This is a genomic window from Streptomyces sp. NPDC023157, assembly GCF_055560575.1.
Genome location: NZ_JBVHIL010000003.1, coordinates 785,523 through 798,639, shown reverse-complemented (window position 1 = coordinate 798,639; position 13,117 = coordinate 785,523). Strand labels below are relative to the sequence as shown.

The 13,117-nt window shown below is 75.6% G+C and carries 9 protein-coding genes and 1 pseudogene; 4 read left to right on the top strand and 6 right to left on the bottom strand.

Going from position 1 to position 13,117, the window contains the following annotated elements; translation table 11 throughout:
* Positions 1-63: 63 nt before the first annotated feature.
* The 4 genes from ACZ3ZE_RS14545 to pdxR form a co-directional block, all read right to left on the bottom strand.
* The gene (locus ACZ3ZE_RS14545; RefSeq protein ID WP_467259230.1) at positions 64-2,757 is read right to left on the bottom strand and encodes a DUF7824 domain-containing protein; all 2,694 of its coding nucleotides are present in this window, start codon (positions 2,755-2,757) and stop codon (positions 64-66) included.
* Positions 2,754-4,172: an SWIM zinc finger family protein gene (locus ACZ3ZE_RS14540; protein ID WP_467259228.1), complete on the bottom strand. Its 1,419-nt coding sequence runs from the start codon at positions 4,170-4,172 to the stop codon at positions 2,754-2,756. The genes ACZ3ZE_RS14545 and ACZ3ZE_RS14540 overlap by 4 nt, the downstream gene beginning before the upstream one ends.
* A 137-nt stretch (positions 4,173-4,309) precedes the next feature.
* Entirely contained in the window at positions 4,310-5,893 is a 1,584-nt protein-coding gene (locus ACZ3ZE_RS14535) for an alkaline phosphatase D family protein (protein WP_361177995.1), read from the bottom strand.
* 123 nt (positions 5,894-6,016) lie between these two features.
* The gene (pdxR, locus tag ACZ3ZE_RS14530) at positions 6,017-7,483 is read right to left on the bottom strand and encodes a MocR-like pyridoxine biosynthesis transcription factor PdxR (RefSeq protein WP_361177993.1); all 1,467 of its coding nucleotides are present in this window, start codon (positions 7,481-7,483) and stop codon (positions 6,017-6,019) included.
* Here pdxR and ACZ3ZE_RS14525 point away from each other — a divergent pair.
* A pseudogene (locus ACZ3ZE_RS14525) lies at positions 7,474-8,367 on the top strand (EamA family transporter); the annotation flags it as partial. The gene pdxR and the pseudogene ACZ3ZE_RS14525 sit on opposite strands and share 10 nt — an antisense overlap.
* 39 nt (positions 8,368-8,406) lie before the next feature.
* Here the strand turns inward: ACZ3ZE_RS14525 and ACZ3ZE_RS14520 are convergent.
* Positions 8,407-9,246 (bottom strand): alpha/beta fold hydrolase, encoded by an 840-nt coding sequence (locus ACZ3ZE_RS14520; RefSeq protein WP_361177991.1) that lies wholly within the window; start codon positions 9,244-9,246, stop codon positions 8,407-8,409.
* Between the two features lie 125 nt (positions 9,247-9,371).
* Here ACZ3ZE_RS14520 and ACZ3ZE_RS14515 point away from each other — a divergent pair, with 125 nt between their 5' ends.
* Both ACZ3ZE_RS14515 and ACZ3ZE_RS14510 read left to right on the top strand, forming a co-directional pair.
* Positions 9,372-10,265 carry an RNA polymerase sigma-70 factor gene (locus tag ACZ3ZE_RS14515; protein WP_363292258.1) on the top strand — a complete coding sequence of 298 codons (894 nt, stop codon included), beginning with the start codon at positions 9,372-9,374 and terminating at the stop codon, positions 10,263-10,265.
* Between the two features lie 258 nt (positions 10,266-10,523).
* Positions 10,524-11,264 (top strand): GntR family transcriptional regulator, encoded by a 741-nt coding sequence (locus ACZ3ZE_RS14510; RefSeq protein WP_361177986.1) that lies wholly within the window; start codon positions 10,524-10,526, stop codon positions 11,262-11,264.
* 163 nt (positions 11,265-11,427) lie between these two features.
* Here the strand turns inward: ACZ3ZE_RS14510 and ACZ3ZE_RS14505 are convergent, their stop codons facing one another.
* Positions 11,428-12,585 (bottom strand): ROK family transcriptional regulator, encoded by a 1,158-nt coding sequence (locus ACZ3ZE_RS14505; RefSeq protein ID WP_361177984.1) that lies wholly within the window; start codon positions 12,583-12,585, stop codon positions 11,428-11,430.
* A 143-nt stretch (positions 12,586-12,728) separates the two neighbouring features.
* Between ACZ3ZE_RS14505 and ACZ3ZE_RS14500 the strand changes: the two genes are divergently transcribed.
* Positions 12,729-13,100 carry a hypothetical protein gene (locus tag ACZ3ZE_RS14500; RefSeq protein WP_361177982.1) on the top strand — a complete coding sequence of 124 codons (372 nt, stop codon included), beginning with the start codon at positions 12,729-12,731 and terminating at the stop codon, positions 13,098-13,100.
* The last annotated feature ends 17 nt before the right edge of the window (positions 13,101-13,117 follow it).

Here is a 13,117-nt window from a genome sequence, read left to right as displayed (position 1 = left end):
CGAACGCTTTGTGACCGACGGGTTAAGTGCCGATCTGCTGGCTTTGTGGCCGATTTCGACAGGTTATGACGTGGTCTGATCGGCTCCTTGTTCGAGTGCGCTCAGCAGCCGCCGCGCCTGCGTCACCGCCTGCGAGGAGCCCGCCCGGGCCGCCGCCTCCGCGAGGCCCGGCAGCGAGCCCCCGGCCCCGCACCGCTCGACGCACTCCGCGGCCACCGCGAGCAGCTCCCCGAGCCCGCGCGGCGGCTTCGGCGCGGCGAGCAGTCCGGGCAGCAGCTCCGCGAGCACCGCCCAGACCGTCCCGTACGCCCCGGTCGCCGCCGCCGTACGGGTCGCGTCCGCGAGCCGGTTCGGCTTCACCGTCCCCTCGGCCATCAGCAGCGCGAGCCGCCCGCCCACCGCCGCGGCGTCCAACTCGCCCCGGGAGGCGAGCACCAGGAACGCGTCGACGGCGGTCAGCCGGTCCTCCGCGTGCCGGCCGCCGAGACCCACGGCGAGCGCGGCATGGACGGCGGGCCCCACCGGCCCCTCGCCCTCGGCGAGCGCGGTCAGCCCCTCGGCCGAGCCCCGGGTGTCCCACTCCGACCCGTTGCCCACCTCCGGCAGCAGCCACACCGCCAGCGTCTCCCGGTCCTGGGGCAGCACGCCCGGCCAGTGCGGACGCTGCGCCGACCAGTGGTGGCACCGGTGGGCCACCTCCGCGGACTCGCCGCTCAGCCACTGGAACGCGGGCGGGAACTCCTCCCGTATCGTCCGCCGCTCCCGGAACGCCACCACGATCCGGTCCGCCAGCCACCACCGCCCGGAACGGATGTCGGGCCCCCGGTCCAGGAAGCGCACCCCGGGCGCGAGCGAGACGTCCGCCGTCAGCCACGCCGCCAGCCGGTCGCCCGCCCGGGTGCCCAGCGCCGCCGCCCCCTCGGCGGCCCCGGACACCTCGGGACCGGACCTCCGCACCCGCAGCAGCGCCTGCGCGAGGTCCACGGGGGCGGGCTCGACCCCCGCGTCCCGGTACTCCCGCAACCGCTCGACCAGCACCGGGGCGTCGATCGCACCGGTGTGCAGGGTCGGCGTCGCAAGGAGGAACGGCACCGGCGCCGACGAGGCGACCAGCCACGCGGCCTCCCACAGCCGGGCCTCCACCACCCCGGTGGGCCCCGCGTGACCGCACGACGCCGTACCGCCCCGCCGCCCGTGGGTGATCCGCGACAGGCGCACCGCGCCCGTCAGCGCGGCCATCACCACCGTGATCCCCTGCGGCCCGTACGCGAAGGGGTTCCCGCCGTTCACCCCGTACACGTCGCCGAACGTCTCCCGCACCGCCGCCGTCAGCGCCGCCCGGTCCCCGTGCGCGTGCCGTACGAGACCGTCCAGGGCCCGTTCGAACTCCGCCGGCTCGCCGGGCCGTCGCACGACGGTGACCAGGTCCTCGATCAGCTCGGCGACACTCCCGGCCGTCGGCGCCACCGGGCGCGGCTCCGGCACCGGCGGCAGCACCTCCTCGTAGGGGAGGACGTCGCCGGCCGCCGCCGCCCCGAACAGCTCGACCGCCGCCGCCCGGTGCACCGGGCTCAGCAGCACCGCCGCACCGGCCAGCTCCTCGCGCACCCGCCCGTCCACAGCGGCCAGATGGCGGCCCACCAGCTTCAGGGCCCGCTCCTGGATCGCCGTGTCCTCGTGCCCGAACGCGTCCGTCACCACCGGCAGCAGCTCGGCCGCCGCCCCCGGCTCCCGACGCAGCACCTTGGCCAGCAGCGTCAACTGCGCCCGCACCAGCTTCTTCTCGGTGCGGAACAGCACCGAGCCGGACATCTCCGCCAGCTCCCGCACCGGCAGCGCACCGGCGAGGGCGAGCCCCGCGAGCACCTCCTGCGCGTACGCGGCCACCGGCGAGGGGCCGTCGGCCACCATGGCGAGCCAGTCCGGGACCCGCGCCCGTCGCTCCTCGTCCGTGGTCCCGACGGCCTGGAGCAGGGCGAGCGGCAGCCGCAGATCGCGCGGCCGGCCGCCCCGCAGCAGCCGGGCCGCACAGGTGTCGACCAGCTCCGCCCGGTCGAGCAGCCCCTCGCCCGCGAGGGCCGCGAGCGCGCTGGGCCAGTGGGAGCGCTGGTCGTCGGAACCGGCGGCGGTCTGCCAGGCGACCGCGTCCGGGGTCTCGGTCATGTCGAGGAGGCGGGGGACGAGAACCGGCGTCTGCGGGTCCTGCCGCAGACTCGCGACGAGGTTCCGGCGGTCCATGTCCGCGGTCCAGCCCCGGACGTAGGCGTCGGTGGCGGGCGCGGGGCAGCCCGTCAGCAGGACCAGCCCGTGCACGAGACCGTACTCCTCCTCCGCCAGGGCCGGCCGCTCCGCCAGCCGCCGGGTCAACTCTGTGAGCCACCCGTGGTCGCGGTGCGCGAGCACACCGAGCACCGCGGCACCCTCGTTCCCCCACTCCAGGAACTCGCGCCCGCCGATCCACTCCGCGGCGGCGGCCGCCCCCGTGATGCAGCCGGCACCCGCGAGCCGCAACGCGCTCCGCACCCGCCGCTGCTCCCGCCACCGCCCCCAGTCCCAGCCGCGGACCTCCTTGCGGAGCCGCTTCAGCTCGGGAACCGCCGCCTTGCGCCCGGCCGCGTCCAGCGGAGTGAGCAGCCCCGGCACATCGCCGTGCCGACCCTGCCGCACCGCGTCGAGCAGCTGCTCGACCTCGGCCGGGAGGTCCGTGGTCAGGTCGGTACCCCTATCCGTTCCGATGCCCGTACCGGTCTGCGTCATCGCGCACCTCCCGTGGTGGAGACCGTCGTACCGGCGGCCTCGGTGTCGCCCGTCGTGCCGACGGGCGCGCCCCGCCGGGCCATCCGCACGGCGAGCGCGTGCTTGCACGGGCCGCGCCGACCCCGGTACTCCGCCCACCAGGCGCAGGTGCAGTTCAGCCGCCCGCCGGCCGACTCCCGTACCTGGTAGCGCCGCTCGGCCGAGGCCACCGTGGCCAGCTCGCCGTCGAGGGTGACGGCGCCGTGGGCGAGGAGGGCGCGCGCGTCGACGAGACGCGGGTTGTGCCGCTCGGCGCGGTCGGCGTCGTACGGCAGCTCCCGGTGGAAGTAGGCCGCGTCGGCCACGTCGTACCCCACGCGCCCCGCCGTGCCGAGCCGGGTCAGCGCGGCCCGGACCCGGTCCACGGAGAGGCCCGCCTGCTCGGCCAGGTCGGCCGGGTCGATCCGCGGCTCCCAGGCGAGCAGCACCGAGACCAGCTCCGCGTCCCCGGCCGCCTCGTCGGTGGCCAGCGCCTCCAGGACACCGCCCTCGCCCGAGAAGCCGCGCGCCGAGTCCGGGGACAGGGTCAGGGTGAGCCGCATCCCGGGCAGCTCGACCTCCCAGGCGCTCGGCGCGGGCCCGCCGTCCGGCACCGGCCCGTACACCCGCAGCGCCGTCGCGTGCCGCAGCACCCGCTCCAGGGCGATCAGCCGGTCGGGTCCGGCCAGGCAGACCGCGCCCGGGACGGGCCGCGTGGTGGGCCGCAGCGTCCGGCCGGACGGCACCACCCACAGCGGGGCGGCGCCCCGGGCCCGCGAGCGCGGCAGCGAGCGCAGGAAGCGCACCGCCTCGGCGCCCGACAGCTCCGCGCGCAGGTCGAAGCCGGCGGAGGCGACCTGCGCCTCGGCGAAGCCGCGCAGCCAGCGGTCCGGCAGCGGCACCTTCTTCTCGACGACCGGGCCGTCGAGCGTGGTGACCGCCAACTCGTCCGGGCCGACCCGCAGATGCAGCGGGTCGTCGCCGGTGAGCCGCGAAAGGGCCTCGCGCAGCGGGTTGTTCACGTCCACGTTCGTCGTGCCGTGGCTGGTCTCCGCCCCGTCCAGGCCCGCGCTCAGCACGTCCAGGCGTGCGTACACCCCGCCGCAGCCCGAGAAGGACTCGAAGCGCAGCCGGTCGCCGTTGCCGGTCACCACCGGGTCCAGCGACGCCGGCCGCATCCGCTGGTAGTAGCGGGCCGCGGCCACGTCGGCGACCGCGAGCAGTCCGCGCGCGGCGATCTGCGGCGAGCTGAGGAAGCCCGCGAAGAACCGGGGACGGGCCTCGGCGCCGCGCGGCGTGAGGCCCCCCGAGGTCTCCAGTCCGAGCAGCCGGCCGGAGCCCAGGGACTCCAGGGCAGAAGGGCGTGCGTAGGCGAGCGCCTGTACGGATCGCGTCATGAGAACGACCGTAGGACCCGGCACTGACAATCGGCCGGGACCGCCCCTGGCCAGGCACTTCGAGGCCGCCCTGGTCACTGCCCGGGGCGGCCCCGGCCCTGCTCCGGGGCCGCCCCGACCTGCTGTCCGCTTCGGGGTTACTGCCCGACGCGGCCCGGCTGGAGCACCTTGCTGAACAGCACCGTGCCGCCCTCGGCGCGCAGGCGCACCGTCAGTTCCCCGCTGTCGCCGTCGATGTCGACCTCGCCGAAGTACTGCGGGGTCTCCATCGGTGACAGGTTGGCCCGCTCCGGCGCCCGTACGAAGACCCGGTCGGGGCCGAAGGTGGCGTCCAGCTTGTTGGCCGGGAAGCCGCCCGCCGCCAGCGGTCCGGACACGAACTCCCAGAAGGGCGCGAAGTCCTGGAAGGCGGCGCGCTCCGGCGCGTAGTGCTGCGCCGAGGTGTAGTGGACGTCCGCCGTGAGCCACAGCGTGCCGGTGATCCGCCGGTGCTTGATGAACCGGAGCAGCTCGGCGATCTGCAGCTCGCGGCCGAGCGGCGCGCCCGGGTCACCCTGGGCCACCGCCTCGAAGTCGGTGGCGCCGTCCGTGACCACGAGCCCCAGCGGCATGTCCGCGGCGAGCACCTTCCACACCGCGCGCGAGCGGCTCAGCTCCCGCTTCAGCCACTCCAGTTGCTCCGCGCCGAGGATGCCGGTGGTGTCGTCGGCCTGCCGGCCCGGCGAGTTGGCGTTGCGGTACGAGCGCATGTCGAGCACGAACACGTCGAGCAGCGGTCCGTACCGCACCACCCGGTTCATCCGGCGCTCGGCGCCGCGCGCGTGGAGCGTGGAGACGGGGAAGTACTCGCCGAACGCGCGCGAGGCGCGGGCCGCGAGGACGTCGACATTCTTCTCCGTGTAGCGCGGGTCGTCCAGGATCTGACCCGGGTACCAGTTGTTGCGGACCTCGTGGTCGTCCCACTGCACGATGGACGGCACCTGCGCGTTGAAGGCGCGCACGTTGTGGTCGAGGAGGTTGTAGCGGAAGTTGCCGCGGTACTCGTCCAGGGTCTCGGCGACCTTCGACTTCTCGGGCGTGGTGACGTTCCGCCAGACGCGTCCGTCGGGCAGCGTGACGCTGGGCTGGATGACGCCGTCCGCGTAGATGGTGTCGCCGCTGCACAGGAAGAAGTCCGGGTTGAGCCGGCGCATCTCCTCGTACGCGCGGAAGCCGCCGATGTCCGGGTTGATGCCCCAGCCCTGCCCCGCGATGTCGCCCGACCAGAGGAACCGCACCCCGTCGCGGCGCCGTTCGGGCGCCGTGCGGAAGGTGCCGGTGACGGGCTCGCCCGTACGGCGCGGGTCGTCCGGGTCCGCCAGGGTGACCCGGTAGTGGATCTGCTCGCCCGCCGGGAGCCCGCGCAGCGCGGTGGTGCCGGTGAAGTCGGTGCCGGGGCCCAGGAGCGGCCCGTAGTGGCGGTGGACGCGGCGGAACGACGCACCGGACGAGGTCTCGACGATCATGCGGGCCGGCCGGTCCGAACGGACCCACACCAGGCCGGAGTGCGCGGTCACGTCACCGGTCTGCACGCCCCACGCGGCCGAGGGGCGCCCGGAGAGCGCGAGCGCCGGGCTCGCGAACGCGCCGCCGCCGACGCTGAGGGCGGCGGCCGAAGCGGCGAGCGAGCCGCGCAGGACCGTGCGGCGGGCGGGGGACGAAGCGGGCGTGCGGTGGGACATCGAAGCGCCTCCGGGGACTGGGCGGGATGGGCCGCCCCCATGCCTAGCGCCCGGGGGAGGCGCGAAGCCGAACCCCGCGTGAACAACGGGGCGGGGCGAGCGGCGTCCGTCGCCCGGAGGGCTTCACCCCTGGCCCCGCCCCGCCAGCAACCCCACCCCCAGCGCGATCTCCCCCGGCGTCAGATGCGCGTACCCGAGGACCAGACGGACCGCCCCGTCCGTCGGCCGGGTCGTGCCGTACTCCTCCAAGGGGCGCAGGGCCACGCCCACCGCCCGGGCATGGTCCAGGAGGCGTGGTGTCGGGCCGTGTTCCGGCGGGAGGCGGGCGATGACGTGGAGGCCCGCCGCGATGCCGCTCACGGTGCTGCCCGGGAAGTGCCGGTCCAGCGCGGCCACCAGGGCGTCCCTGCGCTCGCGGTAGGCGCGCTGGCAGCGGCGCAGCTGACGGTCGTAGCCGCCGCTCGTCACGAAGCGGGCGAGGACGGCCTGGTCGACGGCCGGATTGCCCAGGTCCATGGTGCGCTTGCGCTCGACCACCTCGTCGAGCAGGGACTCCGGCACCAGCATCCAGCCCAGGCGCAGCCCCGGCGCGAGCGACTTGCTCACCGAGCCCGCGTACGCCACCCGCTCCGGATCGAGCCCCTGGAGCGCACCGACGGGGGCCCGGTCGTAGCGGAAGTCGCCGTCGTAGTCGTCCTCCAGGACGAAGCCGTCCACCGACCGCGCCCAGTCGAGGAGTTCGGCCCGCCGCCGCGCCGAGTAGGAGATCCCGGACGGGAACTGGTGCGAGGGCGTCACCACCACCGCCCGCACCCCGGACGCGGCCAGCGGCCCCGGTTCCAGGCCCTCCTCGTCGACCGGCAGCCACACCGTGTCCACGCCCGTCGCGGCGAACAGGCGGGCGTGCTCCGGGCTCCCCGGATCCTCCACCCCCACCGTGCGCAGCCCGCGCGCCCGCAGGACGAAGCCCAGCAGCGTCGCGGCCTGCGCCACCCCCGAGCACACCACCAGGCGCTCGGGATCGGCCACCACCCCGCGCCTGCGCGCGAGGAGCGCGGCGAGCGCGGCGCGCAGCTCCGGCAGCCCGCGCGGATCGGGGTAGCCGAGCTGCCGGTGGGCGAGCCGGGACAGGACCGCCCGCTGGGCGGCGCCCCACGCGGCGCGCGGGAAGAGCGCCAGGTCGGGCGTGCCGGAACGGAAGTCCACCCGCACACCCGGCGCGCGCGGCGCCAGGTCCCGTACCCCCGGCGCGGCAGAACGCGCCGCCCCGCCCACCCAGGTGCCCGACCCCCGGTCGCTGCGCAGATAGCCCTCCGCCGTGAGCTGCTCGTACACCTCGGTCACCAGGCCCCGCGAGACGCCGAGGTCGGCGGCGAGGGCCCGGCTCGACGGCAGCCGGGTGCCCGGGCCGAGCCGGCCCGCGCGCACCGCCTCCCGCAGCGCCTCCTGGAGCGCCCGCCCGCGCCCCCGCGCGGGAGCGCCCGCCGCCGGGAGCAGCAACTCCCAGGCGGGCTGCGCGACACCCGCGGAGGGGGCGGTCCCGGAGGCCTCCCCCCGGCCCGCGCCCCAAGTGGTCCCCGATGACGTCATGGAAGTGGACCTTAATGCGGAGAGCGCCGCTTCCTAGCGTCGGGACCATGAACGCGAACTCCCTGCGCGGCGCCCTCCTGGTGACCGTCGCCTACGCCCTCGTCGGGGCGTCCTTCACCGCCAACAGCCTGCTCGGCGCCTACCCGTACGCGGGCGGGCAGGCGCTGCGCTACGCCGCCGCCTGTCTGCTCCTGCTGCCCCTCCTCGGCCGCGGCGCCCTCGGCCCGCTGCGGGCCCTCACCGCGCGGCAGTGGCTGCGCGTGGCCCTGGTCGCGGCCGTCGGCATGGTCGGCTTCAACCTCGCCGTGCTCGCCGCCGAGCGGACCGCCGAGCCCGCCGTGCCCGGCGTCCTGGTCGGCTGCGCACCGGTCGTGGTCGCCGTCCTGGTCCCGCTGACGGAGGGCCGCAGGCCCGCCCGGCCGGTACTGTACGGCGCCCTGCTCGTCGCCGCCGGCGCCTTCACCGTCCAGGGCTGGGGCCGCACCGACCTCGCGGGCCTCGGCTGGTCGGTGGCGGCCCTCGCGGGCGAGGTCGGCTTCACGGTCCTGGCGGTGCCGGTGCTGCGCCCGCTGGGGCCGAAGCTGCTGACGGCGGTGGTGTGCGCGGTGGCGGCGGTGGAGTCGGCGCTGATCGGCCTGGCCGTCGACGGCGGCGACGCCCTGCGGCTGCCGACGGCGGTCGAGACCGGCGCCCTGGTGTGGCAGGCGGCGCTGGCGACGGTCGTCGGCTTCGTCCTCTTCTACATGGGCGTCCAGCGCATCGGCATGGAGAGGGCCACTCTCTATACCGGCGCCATCCCGGTGGCCGCCGCACTGACGGCCGCCGCCGTCGCGCACGGCTCCTTCGGCCTGCCGCAGGCCACCGGAAGCCTCCTCGTGGGGGCCGGGGCGGCCCTGGGCACGGGCCTCTTCTCCCGTACGCGATCAGGCGACGGCGCGGCTGCCGTCGAGGATCACCCGGGAGACGAGGGCCGGGTCGTCGTTCATGGGGACGTGGCCGCAGCCCGGCAGCCGGACCAGGCGCGCGCCGGGGATGACCCGCTTGGCGCGGACGCCCTGGCGACGCAGGAGGAGCCGGTCGCGGGTGCCCCAGGCGACGGTGACCGGCACGGCGGGGACGTCGTCGGTGAAGAGCACGCTCCCGCCGGTCGCCAGGGTCTGGTGGAAGCCGGTCGCCTCCCGCAGGGCGAGCGTCTCGGCGACGGCCGCCTCGGGTGAACGGCGCCCGGGGCGCGCGTAGATGGTGCTGGTGAGCGCGGTGCGGCCGGCCGCGCTGCGGGAGAGCCGCTCGATCAGCGGGACGGGCAGCGCGAGCGCCGCGCCCCGCATGGCGCGCAGGGTCGTGAACGCGTAGCGCCGTTCGGCCTCCGACCAGAACCCGGCGGGAGAGAGCGCCGTCACCGAACGCACCAGCTTCTCGCGGCCGAGCTCCAGGGCGAGCAGCCCGCCGAGCGAGTTGCCCGCCACGTGCGGCCGCTCGACGCCGAGCGCCGCGCAGAAGGCGCCGAGCACCGGCACCACCGTGCCGAGGTCGTACCCGTACCCCTCGGGCAGGGCGGGGGAGGAGCCGAAGCCGGGCAGGTCGACCGCGATGACGTCCCGCTCGGTCGCGAGGACGTCGAGCACCGGCTCCCAGGCCTGCCAGTGGTGGCCGATCCCGTGGAGGAGCAGCAGCGGTTCGCCCCGGCCCCTGCGCTCGTACGCGACGGTCACCGTGCGCGGCCCGCCGGGGGACTCCACCGGGAACGAGATCTGTGCGGACATCGGCTGCTCCTGTCGTGGGAAACCCCTTAGACACCCTGTCAGCAACAATTACCGGTGAGTAGAGTCGAGTTCAAGACCAAGGCCCGAAACTGGACAGGGACCGCGGCGTGAGCTGGGATGGAACCGTGCCGACCGACACCCTGACCGACCCCACCGACCTGTTCGAAGCGCACCGCCCGATGCTCATCGGCGTCGCCTACCGGATGCTCGGCCGCGCCGCCGACGCCGAGGACGTGGTGCAGGAGGCCTGGCTGCGCTGGGCCGCCGACGACCGCTCCGAGGTCCGCGAGCCCCGCGCCTTCCTCGTCCGCATCACCACCCGGCTCGCCATCGACCGGCTCCGCCAGGTCCAGTCCCGCCGCGAGTCCTACGTCGGCCCCTGGCTGCCCGAGCCGATCATCACCGACTTCGGGCCGTCCGTGCCCGACACCGCCGAGCGCGCGCTGCTCGCCGACTCCGTCTCCCTCGCGCTCCTCGTCGTCCTGGAGTCCCTCTCCCCGCTCGAACGCGCCGTCTTCGTCCTGCGCGAGGCCTTCGGCTTCCCCTACGCCGAGATCGCCACCGCCCTCGACCGCGGCGAGGCCGCCGTCCGCCAACTCGCCGGACGAGCCCGCCGCCACGTCGACGAGGGCCGGCCGCGCTACGACGTCGACCCGGCCCAACGGCGCGACCTCACCGAGCGGTTCCTCACCGCCGCCGCGAGCGGCGACCTCGAAGGGCTGCTCGCCCTCCTCGCCCCCGACGTCCGGCTCGTCGGCGACAGCGGCGGCAAGTCCAAGGCCCCGCTGCGGATCATGGAGAGCGCCGACAAGATCGGACGCTTCCTCGTCGCCGTCTCCCAGGGCACGGCGGAGACGTTCGGGATCCGCTACGCCGAGGTCAACGGCGGTCCGGCGCTGGTCGCCCTGGTCGACGGCACGGTCGACTCCGTCTTCCAGATCGACATCCGCGACGGACGGATCGCCTGCGTCTACATCCTGCGCAACCCCGACAAGCTGCGCGGCCTCGCCCTCGACTGAGCTCACGGCCGCCCCGGCCGCCCCGCCCAGGACCCGATCGCGGTCCGGGCGGGGTCTTTTGCTGCGCGGGGTTCTCCAGGACGCGAACGTCCTGTGAACGATCTAGGTCAGAGGGTCACATTCGGGGGCGTTCGGCGGAGGATTGGTCTTGACCAAGGGTGTGCCGCGCCTTATGGTCGCAGAGTTAGTGCAGGAACCTTTAATAAACAAGGGCGCGGAAAACCGCCGCGGGACACGGCGAATGTGCGGAGGATCAGGGTGGGGACCACGCAGCTGGAATCAGTGCCGGAGCCGAAGTACTGGCACCTCAAGACCGTGATCGGCGAAGCCCTCGACTCGGACTTCGCGGTCGGGGAGATCCTGCCCAACGAGCGTGAACTGGCCGCTCGTTTCGGCGTCGCGCGCGCCACGCTCCGGCAGGCCCTGGAGCAGCTGGAGCTGGAGGGCCGCCTGCAGCGCCGCCGCGGCGTCGGCACCACCGTCGCCCCGCCCCGGGTCGGCGTGGACGTCTCCACCACCCAGCACACCTGGCCCGGCGTCGGCGAGGACACCTGGCAGTCCGTGGACTCCGCCTCCGGCACGGCGCCCGCCGCCGTCGCCCGCGTCCTGGAGATCACCCCCGACGAGCCCGTGCACGTGGTGCGCCGCCTGCGCGTCACCGAGGGCCAGCCGGTCGCCGCCGAACTGCTCTATGTACCCGCCGGCTCCGTCCCCGGCCTCGGTGCCGTCGACGTCCCCGGCGGCGTCGACCACGCCCGCTCCGTGCTGCGCGAGCTCCAGCGCCTCGTCCTCGACGGGCAGGACCGCTCCGTCGAGCTCGGCTCCGCGCGCGCCGACGACGCCCGCGAACTGGACCGCCTGCCGGGCGCGCCCGTCCTCGTCGTCACCACCCGCTACCTCTCCGAGGGCGGCACCGCGGCCGTGTCGGTGGCCACGTACCGGGCCGACACCTGCAAGCTCACCTTCGGCGACTCCGGAGACCTGGTCATGGCCTCCTGACCTCCTCGCGCGACAGACCGGGCCCGTGGTCCGGACGCCGTCGGTACGGCGCCCGGACCACGGGCCCGGTCTGTCGCGCGGCCCTTCACCCGCGCGCGCGGGTGAAGGGGCGAGTGTGGCCTCGGGGGCATCCCACGGCCCCCCGCGCGCGGGCGCGGGCGCCTCAGCGGCGGGCCGACACCGTGCCGTCCACCGCGAACAGCTGCTCCTCGACATGGTCGAGCGCCAGCCGCAGCGCGCCCGTGCCCACCGCCGCCTCGCCCAGCAGCGACAGGACCACCCGAGGCGGCCGCAGGCAGAAGCGCGCGAGCTCGTCGCGGAGCGGCTGCAGCACCCCGTCGAGACCGGCCGCCCAGCCGCCGATCACCACCAGCTCGGGGTCCAGCGCGAGCACCAGCGCCGCCACGTCGTGCACCAGGCGCTGGATGAACCGCTCCACGGCCGCCCCGGCCCGCGCGTCGCCCTGGCGGGCCAGCGCGAACACCTCGGCCACTGCCTGCTCGTCCAGCGGGTGCAGCGGCTCGTCCGTGGTCGACAGCAGATGCTCGGGGGTGACGCCCCGGCCCAACAGGTGCAGCGCCCCGATCTCGCCGGCCGCCCCGCCGTAGCCGCGGTGCAGCCGGCCGCCGATCAGCGAACCGGCGCCGGGGCTCAGTCCGGCGAGGACGAAGACGATGTCGTCGGAGTCTGACGCGGCACCCTTCCAATGCTCGGCGACCGCCGCCGCGTTGGCGTCGTTCTCCACGATGACCGGGCAGCGGAAGGAGCGCCGCAGCCGCTCGCCGAGCGCGAGGCCGGTCCAGCCGGGCAGCGCGGTGCCGAGACGGACGGTGCCGTCGGCTTCCACGATCCCCGGCGTGCCCACCCCGACGGCCCGCAGATTCGACCGGGGCACCCCGGTCCTGCGCAGCACGTCGGCCACCACCGTCCGTACGCGGTCCAGGCGCTCGTCCTCGGGGGCCGTCTCGGCCACCTCGCGGGAACCCGCGCCGATGATCCGCCCGTCCAGTCCGGAGATCAGGGCCGCCACGCGGTGCGGGCCGATCTCGATGCCGAGCAGGTGCCCCGCCTCCGCCCGGAAGCGGAACCTCCGGGCCGGCCGGCCCTGCCGTCGGGCCTCGCCCTCCTCGGGCGCCGACTCGACGACCAGACCGCCCTCGATGAGCCCTTCGGTCACCCCCTCGACCGTCGGCCGCGAAAGGCCGGTGACCCGGGTCAGGTCCGTGAGTGTGAGCGCGTCGGAGCCCCGCAGCGCATGGAGTACCACCGCGGAATTGATCCGCCGCAGCAGCGACGGATCCCCGCCGGTCAGCCGCCCCACCGTGTGCCTCCCAGCTTGTGCGCCTCTTTGCCCGGATGTTACTCAATGGGCGCAGGTGGGGCGAGTGCCGCCCGGTGCGGAACCGGAGCGGCCGGCCGGCTGACGGGCCGCCAGCTGTCGGTGCCTGCCGCTTTACTGGACCCATGACCCTGGAACGGCACCTCGCCGCCCTCGACCTGCTGCGCGCCCGCCCCTTCGGCGAGCGCGCCCACCACCTGGCCGAGTTAGCCCCCGCGGACCCCGCCGCGGCGGGGCAGACGGAGGCGGAGCGGACCGCGCTCGCCGGGCTGCTCACCGCCCGCTGGGGCCCGCCCGACCGCTACGGGCTCGGCTCCCTCCTCCTGCGCGCCGAGCGCGGGGAGCGGATACCGGAGCCCTGGTCCCTGCTGAGCTGCTCCGTGCCCGACGTCGAGCTCTGGCGTGCGGAGGGGCGGTGGATCGCGCTCGGCCTGCTGGGCGCCGCCGAGGACACGCACCGGCTGCTCGTGTGCGTGACCGAGGTCGACCCGCCATGAGCCGGCCGACCCACGTG

Bases quoted from the DNA above. Each gene is read 5' to 3' on its own strand.
- pdxR (WP_361177993.1), bottom strand. From the start codon at position 7,483: ATGACGTCATCGGGGACCACTTGGGGCGCGGGCCGGGGGGAGGCCTCC.
- ACZ3ZE_RS14545 (WP_467259230.1), bottom strand. From the start codon at position 2,757: ATGACGCAGACCGGTACGGGCATCGGAACGGATAGGGGTACCGACCTG.
- ACZ3ZE_RS14540 (WP_467259228.1), bottom strand. From the start codon at position 4,172: ATGACGCGATCCGTACAGGCGCTCGCCTACGCACGCCCTTCTGCCCTG.
- ACZ3ZE_RS14535 (WP_361177995.1), bottom strand. From the start codon at position 5,893: ATGTCCCACCGCACGCCCGCTTCGTCCCCCGCCCGCCGCACGGTCCTG.
- ACZ3ZE_RS14520 (WP_361177991.1), bottom strand. From the start codon at position 9,246: ATGTCCGCACAGATCTCGTTCCCGGTGGAGTCCCCCGGCGGGCCGCGC.
- ACZ3ZE_RS14500 (WP_361177982.1), top strand. From the start codon at position 12,729: ATGACCCTGGAACGGCACCTCGCCGCCCTCGACCTGCTGCGCGCCCGC.